The following is a 22,071-nucleotide window of genomic DNA, read 5'->3' as shown; positions in this document are numbered from 1 at the left end:
CTTGAGCTCGCTTCTTTGTGTATGGAGAGTTTTGAGGTGTTTAAACAACTTTAAACCACAAAGCGCTTTGGGCTCCCCAAGTTTGCAATTGCTGAATAAATCTGTTCAGCATGGTTACACACAATCAGTTTGGCACGGTGCTGTGGAGGCAGAAAACCTTCTTGAACGGCATGATCAAGTTGGGCAATCAGTGCATTATAGAAACCATTGACGTTATAGAGCATCATGGGTTTTTGGTGTTGATTGAGTTGTCCCCATGTTGCTACTTCTAAAATTTCTTCAAAAGTGCCTAAGCCTCCGGGTAGTGCGACAAAAGCACTTGCACGTTCAGCCATCAATGCTTTGCGTTCATGCATGGTTTGTACAATATGTAATTCAGTCAATTGGTTGTGTGCAATTTCATAATCCAGCATAAACTCAGGGATGACGCCAACAGCTTCCCCCCCATGAGCAATCATGGCATCTGCCACTTGTCCCATCAGACCAATACTCGCGCCTCCATAGACCAGTCCGAAACCATGGTTTGCTAGGCCTTGGGCTAGCGCAATTGCTTTTTCTTGATAAATCGGTTTGTTGCCTGACCGAGAGCCACAGTAAAGTGCGATCAAGGGTTGAGTGGTTTGAACGTTTGATTCAGTGTTGAGAGATGATATTTTTAATTCACTATTCATGGCGTATGTTTTTACCTTTTCTTTATCTACTTTTTCTCTCTTAGTTTAAGCAAGAAATGTGACAAATCACTGTATCTAATCGAACAATCAGGTAATAATTTGTTAAATCTCTAAAAAAACGACATTTTTAAAAAAGATGAATTTTATGTAGATCTTGCCTATACTGAGCTCTTGTTTCACAACACAAGAACGAACATGGGTAGTGGTAGTTGTCACTCAAGACATCTTCAGTTTTCCGAAAATAATTTACAGCGAGCAGTGCTGAATCTTCATTTTTATTCGCCTAATCATTATGCGCGTTATACATTCCTTCGACGGGGGCAGATCACATGATATTTGAATGGATGTCTGATCCTTCTGCATGGGTGGGCTTACTCACCTTGGTGGTGCTGGAAATTGTCCTCGGGATTGATAACCTCGTTTTTATTGCGATTTTGGCAGAAAAACTTCCTCCTGAACAACGTAATACAGCCCGTATCGTTGGTCTGATGTTAGCGCTACTCATGCGCTTGGTTTTACTCGCGTCTATCGCTTGGGTGGTGACGCTGACTGAACCATTGTTCCATATCTTCGACCATCCATTCTCAGGGCGTGATCTGATTTTGCTGTTTGGTGGGGTGTTCTTGCTGTTTAAAGGGACGATGGAGTTACATGAACGCATCGACGCCAAAGTGATCCAAAAAGAAGAAAATCCTGCCAACGCCGTATTTTGGATGGTGATTGTCCAAATTGTGGTTTTGGATGCGGTATTTTCTTTAGACTCGGTGATTACTGCAGTCGGTATGGTCAAGCACCTGTCTGTAATGATGATTGCGGTGATTATCGCCGTGGGCATTATGCTGTGGGCATCCAAGGCCTTGATGGAATTCGTCAACAAACATCCGACCGTGGTGATTTTGTGTCTTGGTTTCCTGATGATGATCGGTTTCTCTTTGATTGTAGAGGGCTTTGGTTTCCATATTCCAAAAGGTTACCTCTATGCAGCCATTGGTTTCTCGGTGATTGTTGAATTTATCAACCAGACCATGCGCCGTAATCAAGAAAAAATGGTCACCACCACAGACCTTCGCTATAAAACTGCGTCTGCGGTACTGCGGATGTTGGGCGGTAAAAGTAGTGATCATGCTTCTGAGCCTGAAGATGTGTTGGCAACTCGCGCTTATGCGGATGAAGTATTTGATCCTGAAAATGGGGTCTATCACAGTGTTCTAGTACAAGGGGTGTTGGGCTTGTCTGAGCGTCCTGTGAAGTCCGTGATGACACCACGTCCAGAGTTGGAATGGATTGATTTAGAGGATGATGAAGCCTCGATCAAATCACAATTGCTCAGTATTACGCACTCACGTTTAATCGTAGCACGGGGCGAGCTAGACAACATTGCAGGTGTGGTATTGACCCATAAAGTTTTAAACGAATATATCGAAACGGGTGTCCTCGATTTTGATAAACATTTACGTGAACCTGTGATTGTGCATGAAAATGCGCAAGTCCTGATGGTGATGGAGCAACTGCGTCAAGCCCCACTACAAATGGCTTTGGTTTTGAACGAATACGGTTCAATTGAAGGGATTGCTACCCCGATTGATGTGCTAGAGGCAATTGCAGGGGAGTTCCCTGATGAAGATGCCGAAGACAATGTGGCTGAAAGTTTAGAAGATGGTAGCTTGATGCTCGATGGCTCAACCGATATTCGTCATGTGTCGTTATTGTTGGATCGTGATTTGGTCGATGAGTCCGATCAGTACTCAACCTTGTCAGGCTATATCCTCTTTCATTTAGGTCGTTTACCTGAAAATGGCTCTAGCCTTGTAGCAGATGGTTGCATTTTTGAAGTGGTGACGATGGATGGGCACAAAATTGAAAAAGTGCATGTAATTCCACAGTCAGATCTGCACAAAGAATCATCTTAAAACCCGTCCTCAAACTGGGGTGAACAGGTTAAAATAGCTCGCAATGTCGAGCTATTTTTTTTATGGAAAATCATGAGCCATATTGAGTGTCCGTGTGGGCAAGGAGAATATGTACAGTGCTGTCAGCCTTTGCATTTGGGACAAAGTCATGCGCAGACAGCTGTCCAATTGATGCGCTCACGCTATAGTGCTTTTGCCAAACAGCAAATTGATTACATTGTGCAAACCACAGCGTTGGGGCAGCAACAAGCACTCGATATTGTAGCAATAGCGGAGTGGAGTCGAAGCAACCAATGGTTAAAGTTAGACGTCGTAAACGCCAATGAGAAACTCGATAAAAACCACGCCATGGTCGAGTTTAAAGCGCATTATCATGATGGAAAATCGGCACAGATACATCATGAAATTTCACATTTTGTGAAACATGCTGAGGCATGGTATTTTTTAGATCCGACCACTGAAATGCAAATCACCATGAAACAAGCGTGCATTTGCGGTTCAGGGAAAAAATTTAAACAATGTTGTGCACAATTTTTATAATTTTCAGAAAATTTGGCTTAGAATAGCGCGCATCAATTAGCCTATATGGAATCCAGGCGATGTTACTCACTGTTATTTATATTATAGCGATCACGGCAGAGGCGATGACTGGTGCACTGTCAGCGGGTCGGCGTAGTATGGATTGGTTTGGTGTGGTGATTATTGCCTGTGTCACAGCACTGGGCGGTGGTTCTGTTCGTGATGTGTTATTGGGACATTATCCGCTGACCTGGGTCAAGCATCCTGAATATTTGATGCTGACGTGTTTTGCCGCTTTTATGACGATTTTGATTGCCAAGTGGATGCGTCATTTACGCAATATTTTCTTGGTGCTCGATGCTCTGGGCCTGATCGGTTTTACCATCATCGGCTGTCAAATTGCCTTAGAAATGGGACATGGTTTTGTGGTGTCTGCGGTTGCTGGAGTCCTTACAGGAGTCTCGGGCGGTATCTTGCGTGATATTTTGTGTAATGACGTGCCTTTGGTGTTCCGCCGTGAACTGTATGCCAGTATTTCTTTTGTCGCAGTGATTTTCTATTGGGGCTGCATTCAACTCGGTTTGTCGCTTGAGCTGACCGTGATTTCGACTTTGATCTTTGGTTTTAGCTTACGTTTAATTGCAATTTACTTTGGTTTAGAAATGCCGAAATTCATTTATCAAGATGATGATGAACAGTCTGCTTCTTCCAAAGATGCCAGCTAAAACAAGGGATATCAAACTGTCCCTTGTCCCCAAAAAAAAGCACATAATGATAAAGCCTGTTGAGAAAGCAGCCCGCTATCCTTTTTCCGCTTTAGAGGTCGAGCTATGGATTTAGTTTCCCGTATACAACGCTTACCGATCGGTAAATTCCACTACACCTTGTTATGGGTGATTGGCTTGGGCTGGATGTTCGATGCCATGGACACGGGGCTGATTTCTTTTATTTTGGCAAAAATGGCTGAAGACTGGCACATGAGCCCAACTGAGAAAGGTTGGGTCGTCTCGATAGGCTTTGTCGGAATGGCGATTGGTGCGGTGTGTTCAGGGGGCTTGGCCGACCGTATCGGACGTAAAACGGTTTTTGCTGCAACATTAGTGATTTATAGTTTGGCGACGGCAGCCTGTGCTTTTGCTCCCAACTTAACGTGGCTATTGCTGTTTCGTTTTATTGTGGGTCTTGGTTTAGGTGGACAGTTGCCAGTAGCAGTGACCTTGGTCAGTGAGTATATTCCTGCACAGGTACGTGGGCGTTTTATCGTGCTGCTAGAAAGTTTTTGGGGCTTAGGTTGGCTCTGTGCTGCCTTAGTGGCGTATTTTGTGATTCCAAAGTTTGGCTGGCACATGGCTTTTTTGATGGGTGGGATTCCTGCACTGTATGCCATTGTCATTTGGTTCAAAGTGCCTGAGTCAATTCCTTATCTTATCAACCGTGGTCGAATTGTAGAAGCGCACGCTTTGGTGCAGCAGATTGAACGTCAATGTGGCGTTGAAGTCGTTGAACATATCATTGTCAAACCTGTGGCAGAAAAAAAGAATGTGTCTTTTACTCAGCTTTGGTCGGGTGCATTTGCACGTAGAACTTTGATGTTATGGCTGATTTGGTTTGGCATTGTGTACTCTTATTATGGCATCTTTACGTGGTTGCCAAGTTTGCTGGTGAAGCAGGGGTATAGCATTGTTCAGTCTTTTGAATACGTACTGGTGATGATTTTGGCACAGCTTCCAGGCTATGTGGCCGCAGCATGGCTGGTCGAAAAACTTGGACGTAAAGCAACCTTAGCTGGTTTTATTGGCATGTGTGCAGTTTCGGCTTATTTCTTTGGTCAAGCGGACACCGTGAGCATGATCATGTTCTGGGGCTGTCTGATGTCATTCTTTAATCTCGGCGCATGGGGTGTTTTGTATACCTACACTCCAGAGCAATATCCAACCAATATCCGGGCTTTTGGTTCGGGCTGGGCATCGGCCATTGGTCGTATGGGCGGCATTGTCGCACCGATGGTGGTGACGCATATGATGGTCATGAGCAATGGTTTTAGTGCAATCTTTATAATGTTTACCGCAGTACTGCTTGCGGTGGCGGTGGTGATTTTGATTTTGGGTGAAGAAACCAAAGGTAAAACATTGGAAGAGATTGGTTTGTAAAATGTACAGACTGAAGATAGAGGGATGTGTTTTAGTCCCTTGATCTTCAGGAGCAATCAAACCGCGTGCGCGAGCAGAATTGAAACTTTTCTGTTAACACAATATCTTTGAAATGTGGGACTCGCGGAGTATCAAATTCCGGTTAAAGACAGCTCGCATATCAAGTTGAAAGTGTGTGATTGGCGATGTGCTCGATCATCATATTCAATGTCATGACATAAGCGTAGAGGGTGTGTAGTTACTCTATTTCAATCTTAAATAGGAGCAAGATAGGAACTTCGAAATAATTAGTTGCTCATTTTAAAAAAAATGGATAATTTTACGACATTAGGAACGTCTAAAGACGCAATTTGTCGTAGTGGTGTACGCTTTCACTTGTATAGGCTGAGCCTGCGACATAGCATAAGAACTTAAACAAAAAACGATTAATTAGGATGACAGGTTGTTATGACGAACCTTGCGCATCAAGCGACAGAAAACCGTTCCGTAGCAGAATTTACTGAACAAGCATATCTCAACTACGCCATGTACGTGATCATGGATCGTGCCTTACCGCATATCAGCGATGGTTTAAAGCCTGTACAACGCCGTATTGTGTATGCCATGAGTGAATTGGGGCTGAAACACAGCGGGAAACCCAAAAAATCTGCGCGTACCGTCGGCGATGTGCTCGGTAAGTATCACCCGCATGGTGATTCGGCCTGCTATGAAGCGATGGTGCTGATGGCACAGCCTTTTAGTTATCGTTATCCGTTTATTGAAGGTCAAGGTAACTGGGGGTCGCCCGATGACCCGAAATCGTTCGCAGCGATGCGTTATACCGAAGCCAAATTATCTCAGTATAGTGAAGTGCTGTTGTCTGAGTTGGGACAGGGGACTTGTGACTGGCAGGACAACTTTGATGGTTCGATGAAAGAGCCAGTGACTTTACCTGCACGTATTCCGAATATTTTGTTAAACGGTACCACAGGTATTGCAGTAGGCATGGCTACGGACATTCCTCCACACAACCTGCGTGAAGTCGTAAAAGGCACCATTGCCTTAATTCGTAATCCAAATTTAAGCGATGACAAAGTTGCAGAATACATTCCTGCACCAGATTTGCCGACCAAAGCAGAAATTATTACGCCACCTGAAGAGTTATTAAAAATACAAAGCACAGGTCGGGGCAGTTATCGTATGCGTTCGGTGTATAGCATCGAAAAAAATGAAATTGTGATCACGGACTTGCCTTATCAAGTTTCAGGCTCGAAGGTCATTTCGCAAATTGCAGATCAAATGCAGGCGAAAAAACTGCCTTTGGTGAGTGATGTACGTGATGAATCCGACCATCAAAACCCAACCCGTTTGGTGATTGTACTGCGCTCAAATCGGATTGATGCTGAAGCGGTGATGAGCCACCTTTTTGCAACAACCGATTTAGAGTCGAGCTATCGTGTCAATATGAACATGATTGGTGCGGATGGCCGTCCACAAGTGAAATCAATTCGTCGTATTTTGCTGGAATGGATTGAAATTCGAAAGGAAACCGTTACCCGTCGTTTGCAATATCACCTGAATAAAATTGAAAAGCGCTTACATATTTTGGGTGGTTTGATTATTGCCTATCTAAATATTGATGAAGTGATTCGTATTATTCGTGAAGAAGAGCATCCCAAAGCAGAGTTGATGTCACGTTTTAATATTGATGACATTCAGGCCGAAGCTATTTTAGAACTCAAGTTGCGTCATTTGGCTAGACTTGAAGAAATGGAAATGCGCCGTGAGCAAGAAGAGTTAGAAGCCAAAGCTGCACTGATTCGTGAACAATTGGCCAATCCTGAGTCTTTGAAAGCTTTGATTATCAATGAACTTAAAGATGACGCGAAAAAATTTGGTGATGACCGCCGTTCGCCAATCGTACATCGTGCAGAAGCGACAGCGATGAGTGAGCAGGACTTTATGCCTGCGGATCCTGTGACGGTGGTGTTGTCTGAAGCGGGATGGATTCGTTCGGCCAAAGGTCATGATGTAGACGCAGAGAACTTAAATTTCCGTGCCGGCGATCAATATCTCAGTCATGCGCAAGGAAAATCTAATCAGCGCGTATATGTATTGGATGAGTCAGGGCGTAGTTATGCCCTAGCCATAGCGAGCCTACCGTCCGCACGGGGTCTGGGAGAACCGTTGAGTTCAAAATTATCGCCAGCCAGTGGTGTAGGTTTTAAGCAAATTTTTATTGCTGAAGATGAAGCTGAAGTTGTGGCTCTGAGCAGTAAAGGCTACGGTTTTAAAACACAGGCAAAACAGTTAGATACCAATGCAAAAGCGGGTAAAGCCTTCCTAACTTTACCTGAAAAAGCCACAGTCTTGCCGTTGACTAGTGTTGATCAAGCCACCCATTTGGCGTTATTGACCTCAACGGGTCGTTTGTTGATTTTAGAGTTGTCAGAGTTGCCTATTTTAAATAAAGGTAAAGGTAATAAATTGATACAACTTGAAGAGAAAGATCAAATTGTATTCATGACAAGATTAACGCTAGATGAAATACTGCAAGTCGTTGCAGGACAGCAGCAATTAAAATTGAAGGGTGATGATTTAGAAAAATATGTGGGTAAACGGGCATCCAAAGGGCAGTTATTACCACGTGGTTATCAAAAAGCAAATAAACTGTTAGTTCAGAGATAAAACTAGCATCCATTGATCAAAATACGTTATATATGGTATGTATGCGGGAAATGGATGCAATATTAAGCAACACAAGTTAAATAAAGAGCGCTTAATATTGAGAACAACAGCTGAGAATTTAAGGATTACTGATAGGAGAATCGGGCGATATGGAAAAGATTTGGTTCGCAGAATACCAAAAAACGGGGATTCCAGAGACTGTAGAATTGCCACCAGAAAATACGTCATTGGTTGATGTATTTGAAAGAAATTTCCAAAAATTTGGCTCACGAGATGCCTTTATCTTTATGGATAAAGTATTGACTTTTAGTGAGTTAGAAGAGGCAAGTCGTAAATTTGCAACCTATTTGCAAAGTTTAGGTCTTGCAAAAGGTTCACGTGTCGCTGTGATGATGCCAAACGTTCTTCAGTATCCTATCGTTGCTTTGGGTGTCTTCCGTGCGGGCTTAGTACTGGTCAACGTCAACCCACTGTATACCGCGCGCGAGCTTGAACATCAGTTAAATGACTCAGGCTCAGAAGTTCTTGTTATTATTGAGAATTTCGCATCTGTTTACCAAACAATTAATGGTAAAACGCCTGTTAAACATGTCGTGATTGCCTCTGTAGGTGACATGTTGGGTGCATTAAAAGGCACACTGGTGAACTTTGTATTACGTTCAGTACGTAAGCAAATTCCAGCATGGAATATTCCAGGTCATATTCGCTTTAATGCTGCTATGTCTAAAGTCAGTGCAAGCAATTATAAGCGTCCGAACTTAACGTTAAGTGACACCGCAGTGCTTCAGTATACTGGCGGCACTACAGGGGTGTCTAAAGGTGCAGAACTGACGCATCGCAACCTTGTAGCGAACATGTTGCAATGTGATGGTATTTTCCAAAGTAAATTTGGCGCACAAGATGGTCAGCCCGATGACCGTATTTTCTGTGCCTTACCGCTTTATCACATTTTTGCGTTCATGGTTTGTGCGATGTACGGTATGTACAAAGGTCAAGCCAATGTTCTCATTCCAAACCCACGTGATTTACCTGGGGTAATGAAAGAATTACGTAAGTATCAACCATCGTTCTTCCCAGCAGTGAATACTTTATTCAATGCTTTGGTGAACAACGAAGAGTTTAAACAACTTGACCACAGCAAATTAAAAATGGCAATGGGCGGTGGTATGGCGGTTCTTCCTTCTACCGCTGAAGCATGGAAGCGAATTACTGGAACCAACATTATCGAAGGTTATGGTCTATCTGAAACTTCGCCTGTTGCAACGGCAAATCCACCTGCATCTGAAGAATTCAGTGGCACAATTGGTATTCCATTGCCATTAACTGAAGTTGCGATTTTGGATGATGATGGCAACGAAGTTGTACTGGGCGAACAAGGTGAAATTTCAATCCGTGGTCCGCAGGTGATGCGTGGTTACTGGAACCGCCCAGATGAAACCGCTAAAGTGATGACTGAAGATGGTTTCTTCCGTACAGGTGATATCGGTGTGATGGATCCTCGTGGCTACATAAAAATTGTAGACCGTAAAAAAGACATGATTTTGGTATCAGGCTTCAACGTTTATCCTTCGGAAATTGAAGAAGTGGTTGCAAAACATCCTAAAGTCTTGGAAGTTGCAGCAATTGGTGTGCCAGATGAAAAATCAGGTGAAGTGCCAAAACTATTTGTGGTGAAAAAAGATCCGTCTTTAACCACAGAAGAAGTTCTGGCATTTGCTAAAGAAAACTTAACAGGGTACAAACGCCCGCGTTATGTTGAATTTATGGATGAATTACCAAAATCAAACGTAGGTAAAATCTTACGTAAAGATTTGCGTAAAACAGCATAAGTTGAGTCCTAAAAAAAGCGCCGAATGGCGCTTTTTTTTCTATTTCTATTTTTAGTTTTTCATTAGCCAACGGTCGATATAGGGACGGCCAATACCCAAAATACCGATAAAGGTCAACATGGTGCCACACTGGCGACTAAAGGCTGGGAATGCAAATGTGCCATAGCTAAGTACATTGTCGATGAAGCAATAGATAGTGACAGCAATCAGCCAATACCAAAGTGTTTGGCGTCTAATCCCAACCATCCAAAATGCGATAATCAGCATAATCAATGTACCGATTGTTGAGCCGATATTCATATTGGCACAAATAACCGTCAGTAGAAAAGCTGTGATGGGGAGAACAATTTTTAAAACACGATCCACTTGGCGTTGATGTTGACGCTGAATGTCGAGTACGTCGAACATTTCTTTTTGATCTGGGCTAGCCATAGTGGGTCTCATCGGGAAATTATAAAAACACTATAATTTAACCAAATTTATCTTTGGAATGCCATGCTATGATAGCCTTCGAAATGATCTTGATGAGAAAAAACCAATGCAAAGCATTAGCGGGATTATTTATCTCATTTTAGTTGCTTGTTTACTGCCATATGTATTTACCGTTATTGCTAAAAAGTCGGCAGGATTTCGTGCTAAAGATAACCAACACCCTCGCGAATTTCTAGCCAAAACCACAGGTCTAGCCGCGCGTGCCAATGCGGTACAGCAAAATAGCTTTGAAGGTCTACCTTTATTTATTGCTGCGATTTTAATGGCTGAATACATGGTAATTCCACAAGTGGTCACTATGACTTTTGGTATCGCTTATCTTGTTCTGCGTGTGTTGTATGGCATTTGCTATTTGGTCAATTGGGCAACGCTACGTACGATCATTTGGTTATTATCATTGCTTTGTCCGATTTGTTTATTGCTTTTGGTGATTAAGTTGACGACGGGTTAACGTATGAAACATACATATTTTCACCTAGTGAATGTATAATCGCCGAAATATTTTTTCTGAAAACCCGTTATAATCAATGTGGTTTTTAAAAGATTTAACTTGTTAAAGAGTGATGTTATGAGCTACAGCAATATCCCAGCGGGTAAAGATGCACCGAACGATATCTACGTGATCATCGAAATTCCTGCAAATGCAGCACCAATCAAATATGAAATTGATAAAGATTCGGATGCGCTTTTTGTAGATCGTTTCATGGGTACAGCAATGTTCTACCCTGCGAACTATGGTTATGTACCAAACACGTTGTCTGAAGATGGTGACCCATTAGACGTACTTGTTGTGACTCCTCATCCTGTAGAGCCAGGTTCTGTAATTCGTTGCCGTCCAGTAGGCAAACTGAATATGGAAGATGATGGTGGTATTGATGCGAAATTGATTGCAGTACCACACGACAAATTAACACCAATTTATAAAGATGTGAAAGAATATACAGACCTTCCACCTTTACTGATTCAACAAGTTGAACACTTCTTCGCGCACTATAAAGACTTAGAGCCAGGGAAGTGGGTTAAATTAACAGGTTGGGAAGGTTCTGAAGTTGCTAAGCAAGAAGTGTTGAAAGCAATCGAAGCTGCTAAAAAATAATTTTGAAAAAATAAAGCCTGATTTTATTACCCTAAAATCAGGCTCATAAAAAAACCGCCATTCAATTGAATGGCGGTTTTTTATGAATTGATCTAAAGTGAATTAGAACAGTTTCACAGGAATATCAAGGAATAAACGCCATTCATTGGTTGAGCCAATGACATTGCTGACATATTGACCAGAAACATTATTATAGGTATCACTTGAACGTAAGTAAGAATAGCGAACACGTAGGCTTGCATCTTTCAATGCACCTGTTTGAACTGTATATTTGACTTGGTTAAAGAACTCATGTTCTTCGGCTTGGTCAATGATTTTTGAGCGATCTGTTATTTTAGCGATATCAATATCCCAACCATAAACAAATGCAGTTGTCCAGTTTAGACCAGGTAAACCGTGATTTTTGAAGTTGTAGTTATATTGTAGCCCGACAGATTTTTCATCATTACCATTAAAGTCACCTAAATAGGAATTAGGGACATAGATACTTTGTAAACCATCAGCATTATAGCCATAGTCATACCCAGTATTACCTGTGTTATCTTGATAAGAAAGCATGACATTATGTACATCTTTGCCATAGCCCACTGAAACAGCCCAAATCGAGTTTTTGCGGTTTGCTAGATCATCTGTGGTATGTGAATCAGTGAGCGCATCTTTATCCCATTTTGTATGATAACCCATGGCATCAAGTGTTAAGGTACTCTTGTCTTTTAAGCTTTGGGTAAAGTTTACATTGGCATAATGACGTTCTAGCTTATCTTGAACATCTAAGCCATAATACGATGAATTGAGTTGATCATTAAATTTATATTTAGCACCCCAAACTACTGCACGATCAAGTCCTTGACCTGTCACATCTTTATCGGTACTAATTTGGTTTGACATTTGGTTTTTTGTGAATTTACCTGCAACCACATTTAGATTTGGAATTTCATTACTTTCAATGAAAACACCTGTGTAATACTCAGGCACTAAACGGGCTTGATTACTTGCCATGACAGGAAGTGTTGACACCTGTGTACCATAAGTCACGGTTGTGTTGGAAATACGTGCTTTCACATTGGCACCACCACGAGCCCAATGATCATAAGCAAATCCACGATCATCTACAGGAATCATTTGATTACCCGTATTATTATTCGCACCAAGCTTGAAAGATGCATCACCTACTACGCCAACACCAAAGCCAACAATACCCTTTGTAAAGCCTGATTGAAGATCAAAAATGGCAGTTTGAGCAGTTGAGCTTGTATCATTTGTTAAACCGTCTTTTTTATCACGATTTAAAAAGCCTGTGCGGAATAGCACTGATCCTTCAGCGCCTTCAACGAAACCTTTAGATTCACTTTGCTCACTCGCAAAAGCTGTTGATATAAGTGCAGTTTGTACTAAAACTGCTAATGCTAATTTTTTTGTGTTTTGCATTGGGGAGCGAACCTTATACAAATTGGATGGAAAGAGAACAGCAATTGTATAAGTAATCGCTGAAAAATTTTCATTTTTATTTAACATATTCAACTAAAGTAATGCATTTTTTTGTAAGCGATATGTTTGAAATATTTTAATTTTAGTTAAAATACTCTGTTTTTTAAAATAACTCTTTATAAAACATTTAATTATTTTTCTTTTCTTAATTCTCTATTCTGATATAGATCGAAGAATATAATATATAGATCGTCCAGTCGCTTTGCCTTTTAAACAAAGGCTTTGTTTGATTTTCATCCAATCAAATACTGCAAAGATAGAAAATATAAAAATGAATGTGTAAGCATTTATGTTGTTCTTTTTCATATAAATTTTACCAATTATTAAAAAACCGTTTTAAAATTTATGCATAGCGAATCTTTGAAAGATTTTTTTAAGTTAAATTTGAGAGTTTAAATGCATAAAGATTCACATAAAGTTGCACTGTTTTTTGGTTTGATCTTTAGCAGTACGGTGACAATGGCGAGTGAGGAACAAAAAGAAAGTTCAAAAAATAAGGTCAGCGGAGGCCTTGCTGTGATGAGTCAGTATATCTATCGCGGTGGTGTTGAGAATGATAACCCAACTGTACAAGTGGGGCTTGAATATGCAGATGCCTCGGGGGTATATGTCGGGTATTGGGGGTCTACACTCAATTATGATGCAGCAGATGCCAGTAAGGATCACGGCTTTGAACATGACTTCTATATTGGCTATGCAGGAAGCTTGAGTCTTGATCTAAGCTATCGTTCACATATTGTCACTTATTTATATAATGATGGTGGCTCTGTTTCGAGTGAAGATGGCTCACAGCGCAGAAGTACTACAGGTGCAGAATGGGTGAGTAATCTTTCGTATCAAGATTTTGTTTTAGGTGTCAGCATAGCATTGGCTAATGTAAGTTATGCCAATGCAGGAGATACTTATTTAAATCTGACGCACCATTATATACTTCCACACGACATTAGCTTCAACAGCTCTTTAGGGGTATCGCTTTATCAGCATGGCAACGATGTGATGTTCTCCACTGAGCGACGCTTAACTTTAAATGAAATTCGACTAGGTTTGACTAAACCTATTGCAAATACAGGTTTTGAGCTGTCTGCTGATTATATTTATGGGGTATATGACCGAGCAGGAAATGATTTAGATCATCATGTAGTGTTAGGGTTAGCCTATAATTTCTAATATTTTCTGATTAAAAGTGCATCAGCTTATATCATGCTGGTGCACTTTTTTTATGCATTTAAAAAGAGCAAGTATAAAAGCTGGGTTCAAAATAGCGCATATTGTAAACAATTATGTTGAGCTAAATTAAATTACATAAATTAACAGCGAATGTTATTGGCCATAAAAGGCAGATGGTGTTTAATTTTTTTTATTCTTAATAAATTTTTATAAAACAAATAATTATTCTATTTTTTATGAGAGTGTAACTGGTTTTAATTTGAGTTTGGCATAGCTATTGCTAATTCCTACATGAGTTTATCGAAATAACCAAAAAAACGTCGGATACGATGTAGGGGAATCAAACAATGAAATTTGCACTTAAAGCATTATCTTTAGCTGTAGTGGCTTCAGCTTCTACATTCACTTTCGCAGATGACGAGCCAGCACTACCGTTTGGTTTCTCTTTTAGCGGAAGCGCTGCTGTAACAACCGACTATCGTTTCCGTGGTTTAACTCAAACCCAAAATGATCCAGCGGTACAAGCGGGCTTTACTTTGGCACATGAATCAGGCGTGTATTTGGGCCTTTGGGGTTCAAATGTTGATTTTGGTGAAGGTTCACCGAGCTTAGAACTCGATCCGTCAATTGGTTTTGCAACGACCTTAGAGAGTTTTGCTAGCAAGCCTGTACTTGATGTGGGCATGGTGTACTACAACTACCCAAGCGCAGATGATCTGAACTGGTTAGAGTTTTATGGCAAATTAACCTTTGCGAGTGTCTTTACTGAAGGTGATAGCTTACTCACCAATGTAAACTATACCAATGACTATGTTGCAGCAGATACAGACAGTTGGAACATCAATGCAGGTTATGCAATTCCATTTGGTTCAACAGGCTTTGGTGGTGTAGCGAATGTGGGTTATACCGTGGTAAGTGATGAAGATAAATATTCATTCAATGGTGATGATAACTATGTAGATTGGAAAGTGGGCGTGACCTATGCATTCAAATCTATCTCTGGTGCAACAGCAGAGTTAGCAGCAGTAGGTACCAATATTGATACCGATGATCTAGATCATGCTACAGCACGTGGTGTAGAAACAGGTGCAGTGTTTACCTTGACTAAAACTTTCTAAGTTTTAATCTCTTCAAAAACCCTCTAGTCCTAAGGACTAGAGGTTTTTTTTATATGAAGTTGGGCGATTTTTAGGCATTTTGCTGTCGGTAAGACAGCGCTTCGGTTAAATGTGTTGTTTGAATGTGCTCTGACTCAGCCAAGTCTGCAATGGTTCGAGCTACTCTTAAAATACGATGATAACCACGGGCAGATAAGTTCAGACGTTGCTGTGCTTTTTCAAAGATAAGAGTAGTTGCTGTATCTAGTAGAGCAAACTGTTCGAGTTGTTTGGGTGATAATGCCATGTTGAGACAGGTTTGGCGCTGGATTTGTCTTTCATAAGCTTGAATGACCCGCTCGCGAACGGTCGCTGAGTTTTCAACAACCTTTGTGTCCTGTAGCTCTGAGGCATGCAATGGTGGCACATCAATATGCAAATCAATACGGTCTAATAATGGGCCAGAAATACGGTTTTGATAGCGTTTTATGGCTTCTGCTGAACATTGGCAACGACTATCTTGATTAAAAGCATAACCACATGGGCAAGGGTTCATTGCTGCAATTAATTGAAAATTTGCAGGAAAGGTAATTTGCCGCGAAGCACGAGAAATCACAATTTCTTTGGACTCAATGGGTTGCCTTAGAACCTCCAAAACTTTTCGATCAAATTCAGGTAGTTCATCTAAAAACAGCACGCCTTTATGTGCCAATGTAATTTCACCAGGTTTGGGTTGCGACCCGCCACCGACTAAGGCAACAGCAGAAGCCGTGTGGTGCGGTGCGCGAAAGGGACGTTGCCCAAAAGGATGTTGATGATTGGCCACCGAGTAAATACTCGCCACTTCCAAATTCTCTTGCGTGTTTAAGGGCGGTAGAATACTGGCTAAACGTGATGCCAATAGGGTTTTCCCTGTCCCAGGAGGCCCCTTAAACAACAAGGAATGTCCACCTGCTGCCGCAATCTCTAAAGCACGTCTTGGACGTAGTTGGCCTTTAACATCCGCCAAATCAAATTTGTAATGCTGAGAGGTTTTTAGCGCCGCGGGCTGAAACTGTTGGATAAGATGGTTTTGCGACAGATGCGCACAGACTTGTTTTAAATGTTGCGCTGCAAACACTTGGAAGTTGGGCAATTGAGAGGCTTCTTGTGCATTGGCTTCAGGTAAAATCAGTTGATGCCCAGCTTGTTGGCAAGCTATCGCAATACTTAGAGTGCCCGAAATGGGTCGCAATTGCCCATCGAGTGCCAATTCACCAATAAATTCAAAATTTTCAGTCCCGTGTTCGGGGAGCTGACCAGAGGCAATTAAAATACCCAGTGCAATAGGTAAATCTAGTCGTGAACTGTCTTTGGGCAAGTCTGCGGGAGCAAGATTGATGGTGAGGCGTTTTGTCGGAAATTGATAACCACTATTAATGATGGCAGAGCGGACTCGATCTTTACTTTCTCGAACGGCTGCTTCAGGAAGCCCCACAATGGTTAGAGAAGGAAGTCCTTGGCTGAGATGAACTTCAACTTCAACGGATGGTGCATATAATCCGAGCAAAGCTCGAGTGTGAATTTTGGCAAAAGACATATTTTGTTCCATTATAGTGCATTATTTTAATTCGTTAGTGTCTTCTGTTGCACCAAGCAGGTGCTTATTTTTTGTTCTGAATGCGTAGCTCTAATGCTTCAACCTGTGCAAGTAATTCAGTTAAGCGTAAATTTGCATTGTTTAGTGCAGTTCGTTGACGTTCAATTTCATCTTTTGAGACTAAATCCATTTTGGTGACTGCTTCGTTTAATAATGCTCGAAGATTGTGTTCTAAGTCTTTTTTAGGTTGCTCGACTTGTTCCAGTATGGCTTGTAATAAAGTTTCGATCATTTCTATATCCATGGGTTGGAGAAGTGACAGCAGTGTACCATTGCTGCTTCTGACTCTATAGCCTTTCAGATGAAATATGATTTCATGGATTGTAAAAAATTCTAAATCTTCGACTAAAAAACCTGAATTTTGAAGCTCAAAACGCATTTAAATGTATAGAATAGAGTATAAAGAAAACTCATGTCAGACTTTCTTTCTCCCCCAACCTAAGAATTTTTGGCATGAAATTTGAACATAAAACCTTACTGGTGAAATAAGCCGAAGGAAAACAAACATGAAGCTCGTAACTGCAATTGTAAAACCGTTTAAATTGGATGATGTGCGTGAAGCACTATCTGAAATTGGTGTTCAAGGGATCACCGTGACTGAAGTCAAAGGTTTTGGTCGTCAAAAAGGTCATACTGAACTTTATCGTGGTGCTGAATATGTCGTTGATTTCTTACCAAAAGTAAAAATTGAGATCGCAATCAGCGATGAAATGGTTGATGCGGTAATTGAATCAATCACTCGTGTGGCTAGTACTGGAAAAATTGGTGACGGTAAGATTTTCGTAACGAATTTAGAACAAGTCATCCGTATTCGTACAGGTGAGACAGGTGCTGATGCCGTTTAATTTGGCATGAAGTTTGCTGAGTAACACATAACTCGCACAAATTAGGTTGGGGGATACGAATGAAAAAGATGCTATTCGCGTTGGGTTTATCTAGCGCACTTTTAGGTGGCTCTGTTGCATGGGCTGAAGAAGCGGCAACAGCGCCAACTCCATCAGAACAAGTCACAGTGGTTGAAACAACGGATGTTGCTGCCCCAGCAGCACAAGCGGTAGAAGCCGTTACTGCCTCAGTAGAAGCGCCAGCACCTGCAGAAGAAGAACCAAAATTAGATACAGGTGATACAGCGTGGATTTTAGTTTCTACGGCACTCGTTTTACTGATGACTATTCCTGGTTTAGCGTTGTTCTACGGCGGTATGGTTCGTAAGAAAAACGTTTTAAGTACGATGGCGCATAGCTTTGTAGCTGCAGCTGTAGTAAGTATTGCATGGGTTGTAATTGGCTATACTTTAGCATTTGGTGAAGGTAATGCCTTTATCGGTGGTTTAGATAAGTTCATGTTGACAGGCATTACTACCGATGCGTTAACGGGGACAATTCCTGAGATTTTATTCGTCATTTTCCAAATGACCTTTGCCATCATCACGGTTGCAATTATCAGTGGTTCAATTGCTGAACGTATGAAATTCGGCGCATTTGTTGCATTCACTGCGATTTGGGTTGTGGTGGTCTACGCACCCATTACCCACTGGGTATGGGGTGGCGGTTGGTTAGGTCATGATGGTGCTCTAGACTTTGCAGGCGGTACGGTTGTTCATATTAACTCAGGTGTAGCGGGTTTAGTTGCAGCGTATATGCTCGGTAAGCGTATGGGCTTGGGTCGTGAATCAATGGCTCCGCACAATTTGGCTTTAACCGTGGTCGGTGCAAGCTTGCTTTGGGTAGGTTGGTTTGGCTTTAACGGTGGTTCTGCATTGGGTGCAAACGGTTCTGCAGGTTATGCATTACTTGTGACTCAAGTGGCAGCGGCTGCAGCAGCAATTTCTTGGTTAATTACTGAAAAAGTTGCGCGTGGTAAAGGTTCTGTTTTAGGCGCTGCATCAGGTGCAGTTGCTGGTCTTGTGGTGATTACACCAGCAGCAGGTTTTGTCACTGTAGGTGGCGCGCTAGCTATGGGCCTTATTGGTGGTGTAGTGTGCTTCTGGGGCATTAGCGGATTGAAACGTATATTAAAAGCAGATGATTCTTTAGATGCCTTTGGTCTACATGGTGTGGGTGGTATCGTGGGTGCAATTTTAACCGCCTTCTTTGCTAGCGATTTCATCATGGGTGATAAAGCACCGACGGATATCATGCATCAACTTTGGGTTCAAGTTGAAGGCGTATTAGCAACAATTGCGTACTCAGCAGTATTAACTTTCATCATTTTAAAAGTGATTGACCTTGTGATTGGAATTCGTGTTGAATCTGATGATGAGCGCATGGGTCTAGACTTGAGCCAACATGGTGAACGTGTTGACTAAGCAATAGAATAATAAATAAACAGTATAATCAATATATTGTGTGAAACAGCCCGAAAGGGCTGTTTTTTTTCTATATCTAGCGTAAAACTCTACAAAACACAGAATTTTTGCTACACTTTAAATCCATTCAAATTTGTTCAATTTAACCACTATGCATTGTCCATTTTGCAACGCTGAAGACAGTAAAGTGATCGACTCCCGTTTGGCCGCTGAGGGTTGTCAAATTCGCCGTCGTCGAGAATGTATTGGTTGCGGTGAACGATTCACAACTTTTGAAAGTTATGAAGTGGTTATGCCTCGTGTGCTTAAGTCTGATGGAAAAAGTGAACCTTTTGATGAAGCAAAACTGCGTCGTTCCTTGATGCATGCTTTACAAAAGCGTCCAGTGACCCAAGAGCAGATTGAAACCGTTTTGAGTGATATTCAACTGCAAATTCGCCGTTTAGGTGAGCGCGATGTAAAGTCTCGCACCATTGGTGAAATTGTGATGCAGGCTTTATTTGCACTGGATCATGTTGCCTATGTGCGTTTTGCATCAGTCTATCAAGATTTCCAAGATGTGGATGCATTTCGTCATCAAATTGAACAAATGCAACAACGTGAACATTAATCGAGTTTTCATCCATGTCTGAATTACAGTCCAGTTCTTTACAAGCTGACCAAGCTTGGATGAAACAAGCGATTGCTTTAGCAATGCAAGGTCAATACAGCACTAAACCAAATCCAAATGTAGGCTGTGTCATTGTCAAAAATGGACAGTTACTAGGCACGGGTTATCATCCTAAAGCAGGCCAACCCCATGCAGAAGTTTTTGCCATGCGTGAAGCAGGCGAACAGACTCGGGGTGCAACAGCTTATGTGACCTTAGAGCCGTGCGCGCATTATGGGCGTACACCGCCATGTGCCAAAGGTTTGGTTGAGGCAGGAGTGGCACGTGTTGTGATTGCCTGTCCAGATCCCAATCCCTTAGTGGCAGGTAAAGGCGTTCAAATTTTAGAAGAAGCAGGTATTGAGGTTGAGGTTGGTACTTGCCAAGCCGAAGCGCATCAGTTGAATTCGGGTTTTTTAAAAGCCATGGCAACAGGCATGCCCTATGTGCGTTTAAAAGTCGCTTCTAGTTTAGATGGTCGAACCGCGATGGCGTCGGGTGAGTCAAAATGGATTACAGGCTCAGCAGCACGTTTAGATGTTCAGCATTTTCGTGCCATTTCTGGTGTCGTGATCACGGGGATTGAAACGATATTGGCCGATGATCCTCAACTCAATGTGAGGGAGCTTCAGAGTGTAGCTGATATTAATACTGTGATACAGCCAAAACGTCTGATCTTAGATCGTCAAGGACGTCTACCTTTGACTGCTCAGATCCTACAACAACCTGATACCGTGATGGTGATGGGGCCTTATCGTCAAGTATTAGCCGATTTAGGCGTGCTACAGTTTGCTGTACAGCCTTTAGATCAGTTATTAAAGCAGTTGGTTCAATCACATCAGATTTATGATGTCATGGTTGAAGCAGGTGCAACGTTATCGACGGCTTTTTTACAAGAAAAGTTGGTTGATGAAATGATTAGTTATGTAGCACCGACCTTATTGGGTCAGTCTGCACGTGCAATGTTCAATGCTGAGTTTTCTCAGATGGCAGAGCAACTCCGCTTTAAGCTGCTGGATGTTACCCGATTGGGTGATGATGTGCGCTTAACGCTTATTCCATCTCAAGAGTCATTATGAGTTCAGAGTCTACGGTTTATCATAAACGTCGTCATGCGGCACGTACTACAGATGAATACCTATTTCATCAACTTGTTCCTTATTTGGGGAATAAGCGCCGTCTGTTGCATCTGATTTTAGAAGCACTTGAGAGTACTGGAACGTTAAACCGTACAGATGGTCGTGCGCCTATTTTTGCAGACTTCTTTGCAGGCTCAGGTGTGGTCTCACGTTTGGCACGCCAAAATGGTTATCGGGTGATTGCCAATGACTGGGAACCGTATAGCCATGCTCTGAATAATGCCGTGTTATCTTGCGTTGATGCACCTGCATTTAAAGAGTTGGGTGGCTATCAAAAAGCCATTGATTATTTAAATCGCCTGCCTGAAGTGAAAGGCTGGGTGACGCATAATCTGTGTCCGCGTAATGATGAAATTTATGATCCGAGCCGTGACCGTTTGTTCTTTAAGCGTCGCAACGGCATGCGTATTGATGCGATTCGTCAGCAAATTGCGACTTGGCAAGCACAGGGTGCTATTGATGATGTGGAAATGTCAGCACTGTTGGCGCCGCTACTGTACTCTGCCAGTTTTGTCAGCAATACTTCAGGCGTCTTTAAAAGCTTCCACCACGGTTGGGGGGGGAAAACTCAAACAGCGTTAGAGCGGATTGAGTCCTTGCTTTGGTTAACGCCGAGCCGTTTTTGTGAAGTGGGTGACCCGAAAAAACCTGCGGCGGAAATGTGGTGTGTCGATGCACAACATTTGGCCAATCAAATGAGTGGTTTTGAGGTCGATGTGGCGTATTTAGACCCACCTTATAACCAGCATGCCTACAGCAGTAATTATCATGTGTTGAATGCTTTAACGCTATGGGATCAGGTTGATTTACCAACACCCGATACCAAAGGCTTTAAAAGCGGGATCGACCGTGCATGGCGTAAAGAACGCCCGAGCCCATATAACTCTTCTAAGTATGCCAAAGAAGCTTATGAGAAGTTACTTTCGACCATCAATGCACGTTACATTTTAACCAGCTATTCAACCGATGGTAATATTGAAGCAGGTGATTTGCTCAAGGCGAATCTAGAGCGTGGACGAGTGACTTTATTGACACAAGATGTACCTCGTTATCGCGTGAGTAAGCAACGCCAGTCGGAGCGCGCACGTGTGTTAGAGTTTATTGTGATCACCGATACCCATGCCAAGTCAGGGCCACCAATTCGACAGTTACTTGGGCAATTATACCATTATGCAGAATTGGGCGGGGTCGATACATCTGGAGTCACCACGCAGTTGGCACTGTGGTAAGAAGATTGAGGTAAAAATAAG

The 22,071-nt window shown here is 42.1% G+C and carries 20 protein-coding genes; 15 read left to right on the top strand and 5 right to left on the bottom strand.

Going from position 1 to position 22,071, the window contains the following annotated elements:
* Window positions 1-50: 50 nt before the first annotated feature.
* Window positions 51-671, bottom strand: coding sequence for a TIGR00730 family Rossman fold protein (locus DPG01_RS08840; RefSeq protein WP_086209799.1), 621 nt, complete (start codon window positions 669-671; stop codon window positions 51-53).
* Window positions 672-1,000: 329 nt separating this feature from the next.
* On the opposite strand from DPG01_RS08840, the gene DPG01_RS08835 reads away from it, so the two are divergent.
* The 6 genes from DPG01_RS08835 to DPG01_RS08810 all read left to right on the top strand — a co-directional run bounded on the left by DPG01_RS08835 (window position 1,001) and on the right by DPG01_RS08810 (window position 9,746).
* Window positions 1,001-2,581, top strand: a complete 1,581-nt coding sequence (locus DPG01_RS08835) for a TerC family protein (protein ID WP_086209798.1) — start codon at window positions 1,001-1,003, stop codon at window positions 2,579-2,581.
* Between the two features lie 72 nt (window positions 2,582-2,653).
* A complete protein-coding gene (locus DPG01_RS08830) occupies window positions 2,654-3,121 on the top strand; it encodes a YchJ family protein (protein WP_086209797.1) in 468 nt (155 codons plus the stop codon).
* Between the two features lie 59 nt (window positions 3,122-3,180).
* Window positions 3,181-3,825, top strand: a complete 645-nt coding sequence (locus tag DPG01_RS08825) for a trimeric intracellular cation channel family protein (RefSeq protein WP_086209796.1) — start codon at window positions 3,181-3,183, stop codon at window positions 3,823-3,825.
* Between the two features lie 105 nt (window positions 3,826-3,930).
* Complete coding sequence (locus tag DPG01_RS08820; RefSeq protein WP_110974826.1) at window positions 3,931-5,250, top strand: MFS transporter; 1,320 nt, start codon at window positions 3,931-3,933, stop codon at window positions 5,248-5,250.
* A 447-nt stretch (window positions 5,251-5,697) separates the two neighbouring features.
* A complete protein-coding gene (parC, locus tag DPG01_RS08815) occupies window positions 5,698-7,917 on the top strand; it encodes a DNA topoisomerase IV subunit A (protein ID WP_110974825.1) in 2,220 nt (739 codons plus the stop codon).
* A 149-nt stretch (window positions 7,918-8,066) separates the two neighbouring features.
* Entirely contained in the window at window positions 8,067-9,746 is a 1,680-nt protein-coding gene (locus DPG01_RS08810; RefSeq protein WP_086209793.1) for an AMP-binding protein, read from the top strand.
* A 51-nt stretch (window positions 9,747-9,797) separates the two neighbouring features.
* Here DPG01_RS08810 and DPG01_RS08805 read toward each other — a convergent pair whose 3' ends face one another.
* The gene (locus tag DPG01_RS08805) at window positions 9,798-10,178 is read right to left on the bottom strand and encodes a hypothetical protein (RefSeq protein WP_086209792.1); all 381 of its coding nucleotides are present in this window, start codon (window positions 10,176-10,178) and stop codon (window positions 9,798-9,800) included.
* Between the two features lie 106 nt (window positions 10,179-10,284).
* Between DPG01_RS08805 and DPG01_RS08800 the strand changes: the two genes are divergently transcribed.
* Window positions 10,285-10,689 carry an MAPEG family protein gene (locus DPG01_RS08800; protein WP_110974824.1) on the top strand — a complete coding sequence of 135 codons (405 nt, stop codon included), beginning with the start codon at window positions 10,285-10,287 and terminating at the stop codon, window positions 10,687-10,689.
* Window positions 10,690-10,806: 117 nt separating this feature from the next.
* Complete coding sequence (gene ppa, locus DPG01_RS08795) at window positions 10,807-11,334, top strand: inorganic diphosphatase (protein WP_058868713.1); 528 nt, start codon at window positions 10,807-10,809, stop codon at window positions 11,332-11,334.
* Between the two features lie 102 nt (window positions 11,335-11,436).
* On the opposite strand, the gene DPG01_RS08790 is transcribed toward ppa, so the two are convergent.
* Window positions 11,437-12,762 (bottom strand): OprD family outer membrane porin, encoded by a 1,326-nt coding sequence (locus DPG01_RS08790; RefSeq protein ID WP_010325681.1) that lies wholly within the window; start codon window positions 12,760-12,762, stop codon window positions 11,437-11,439.
* A 456-nt stretch (window positions 12,763-13,218) separates the two neighbouring features.
* Here DPG01_RS08790 and DPG01_RS08785 point away from each other — a divergent pair, with 456 nt between their 5' ends.
* Window positions 13,219-13,989 (top strand): TorF family putative porin, encoded by a 771-nt coding sequence (locus DPG01_RS08785; RefSeq protein ID WP_110974823.1) that lies wholly within the window; start codon window positions 13,219-13,221, stop codon window positions 13,987-13,989.
* Between the two features lie 347 nt (window positions 13,990-14,336).
* Entirely contained in the window at window positions 14,337-15,107 is a 771-nt protein-coding gene (locus DPG01_RS08780; protein ID WP_110974822.1) for a TorF family putative porin, read from the top strand.
* Between the two features lie 70 nt (window positions 15,108-15,177).
* Here DPG01_RS08780 and DPG01_RS08775 read toward each other — a convergent pair whose 3' ends face one another.
* Together DPG01_RS08775 and DPG01_RS08770 are read right to left on the bottom strand one after the other, a co-directional pair.
* Entirely contained in the window at window positions 15,178-16,665 is a 1,488-nt protein-coding gene (locus tag DPG01_RS08775) for a YifB family Mg chelatase-like AAA ATPase (RefSeq protein WP_110974834.1), read from the bottom strand.
* 64 nt (window positions 16,666-16,729) lie between these two features.
* Window positions 16,730-16,957, bottom strand: a complete 228-nt coding sequence (locus tag DPG01_RS08770) for an accessory factor UbiK family protein (protein ID WP_110974833.1) — start codon at window positions 16,955-16,957, stop codon at window positions 16,730-16,732.
* A gap of 274 nt (window positions 16,958-17,231) precedes the next feature.
* Here DPG01_RS08770 and glnK point away from each other — a divergent pair, with 274 nt between their 5' ends.
* The 5 genes from glnK to DPG01_RS08745 all read left to right on the top strand — a co-directional run bounded on the left by glnK (window position 17,232) and on the right by DPG01_RS08745 (window position 22,050).
* The gene (gene glnK / locus DPG01_RS08765; RefSeq protein WP_004281042.1) at window positions 17,232-17,570 is read left to right on the top strand and encodes a P-II family nitrogen regulator; all 339 of its coding nucleotides are present in this window, start codon (window positions 17,232-17,234) and stop codon (window positions 17,568-17,570) included.
* Window positions 17,571-17,629: 59 nt separating this feature from the next.
* On the top strand, window positions 17,630-19,033 hold the full coding sequence (locus tag DPG01_RS08760) for an ammonium transporter (RefSeq protein ID WP_086209786.1): 1,404 nt from the start codon (window positions 17,630-17,632) through the stop codon (window positions 19,031-19,033).
* A 151-nt stretch (window positions 19,034-19,184) separates the two neighbouring features.
* Window positions 19,185-19,643, top strand: coding sequence for a transcriptional regulator NrdR (nrdR, locus tag DPG01_RS08755; protein WP_086209785.1), 459 nt, complete (start codon window positions 19,185-19,187; stop codon window positions 19,641-19,643).
* Window positions 19,644-19,657: 14 nt separating this feature from the next.
* Entirely contained in the window at window positions 19,658-20,761 is a 1,104-nt protein-coding gene (ribD, locus tag DPG01_RS08750; RefSeq protein ID WP_110974821.1) for a bifunctional diaminohydroxyphosphoribosylaminopyrimidine deaminase/5-amino-6-(5-phosphoribosylamino)uracil reductase RibD, read from the top strand.
* Window positions 20,758-22,050, top strand: coding sequence for a DNA adenine methylase (locus tag DPG01_RS08745; protein WP_086209783.1), 1,293 nt, complete (start codon window positions 20,758-20,760; stop codon window positions 22,048-22,050). Before ribD ends, DPG01_RS08745 begins: the two co-directional genes overlap by 4 nt.
* Window positions 22,051-22,071: the final 21 nt, after the last annotated feature.

Origin of the sequence: Acinetobacter sp. WCHAc060042 (assembly GCF_003231195.1) — a bacterium.
GTDB lineage: Bacteria > Pseudomonadota > Gammaproteobacteria > Pseudomonadales > Moraxellaceae > Acinetobacter.
The sequence above is the reverse complement of the archived record's forward strand: the minus strand, read 5'-3'. Positions and strand labels throughout refer to the sequence as shown.

Coding starts and splice junctions, on each gene's coding strand:
- DPG01_RS08805 (WP_086209792.1), bottom strand. CDS start 10,178: ATGGCTAGCCCAGATCAAAAAGAAATGTTCGACGTACTCGACATTCAG.
- DPG01_RS08810 (WP_086209793.1), top strand. CDS start 8,067: ATGGAAAAGATTTGGTTCGCAGAATACCAAAAAACGGGGATTCCAGAG.
- DPG01_RS08760 (WP_086209786.1), top strand. CDS start 17,630: ATGAAAAAGATGCTATTCGCGTTGGGTTTATCTAGCGCACTTTTAGGT.
- nrdR (WP_086209785.1), top strand. CDS start 19,185: ATGCATTGTCCATTTTGCAACGCTGAAGACAGTAAAGTGATCGACTCC.
- DPG01_RS08780 (WP_110974822.1), top strand. CDS start 14,337: ATGAAATTTGCACTTAAAGCATTATCTTTAGCTGTAGTGGCTTCAGCT.
- DPG01_RS08840 (WP_086209799.1), bottom strand. CDS start 671: ATGAATAGTGAATTAAAAATATCATCTCTCAACACTGAATCAAACGTT.
- DPG01_RS08770 (WP_110974833.1), bottom strand. CDS start 16,957: ATGATCGAAACTTTATTACAAGCCATACTGGAACAAGTCGAGCAACCT.
- ribD (WP_110974821.1), top strand. CDS start 19,658: ATGTCTGAATTACAGTCCAGTTCTTTACAAGCTGACCAAGCTTGGATG.
- DPG01_RS08835 (WP_086209798.1), top strand. CDS start 1,001: ATGATATTTGAATGGATGTCTGATCCTTCTGCATGGGTGGGCTTACTC.
- glnK (WP_004281042.1), top strand. CDS start 17,232: ATGAAGCTCGTAACTGCAATTGTAAAACCGTTTAAATTGGATGATGTG.
- DPG01_RS08800 (WP_110974824.1), top strand. CDS start 10,285: ATGCAAAGCATTAGCGGGATTATTTATCTCATTTTAGTTGCTTGTTTA.
- parC (WP_110974825.1), top strand. CDS start 5,698: ATGACGAACCTTGCGCATCAAGCGACAGAAAACCGTTCCGTAGCAGAA.
- DPG01_RS08830 (WP_086209797.1), top strand. CDS start 2,654: ATGAGCCATATTGAGTGTCCGTGTGGGCAAGGAGAATATGTACAGTGC.
- DPG01_RS08745 (WP_086209783.1), top strand. CDS start 20,758: ATGAGTTCAGAGTCTACGGTTTATCATAAACGTCGTCATGCGGCACGT.
- DPG01_RS08785 (WP_110974823.1), top strand. CDS start 13,219: ATGCATAAAGATTCACATAAAGTTGCACTGTTTTTTGGTTTGATCTTT.
- DPG01_RS08820 (WP_110974826.1), top strand. CDS start 3,931: ATGGATTTAGTTTCCCGTATACAACGCTTACCGATCGGTAAATTCCAC.
- DPG01_RS08790 (WP_010325681.1), bottom strand. CDS start 12,762: ATGCAAAACACAAAAAAATTAGCATTAGCAGTTTTAGTACAAACTGCA.
- DPG01_RS08825 (WP_086209796.1), top strand. CDS start 3,181: ATGTTACTCACTGTTATTTATATTATAGCGATCACGGCAGAGGCGATG.
- ppa (WP_058868713.1), top strand. CDS start 10,807: ATGAGCTACAGCAATATCCCAGCGGGTAAAGATGCACCGAACGATATC.
- DPG01_RS08775 (WP_110974834.1), bottom strand. CDS start 16,665: ATGTCTTTTGCCAAAATTCACACTCGAGCTTTGCTCGGATTATATGCA.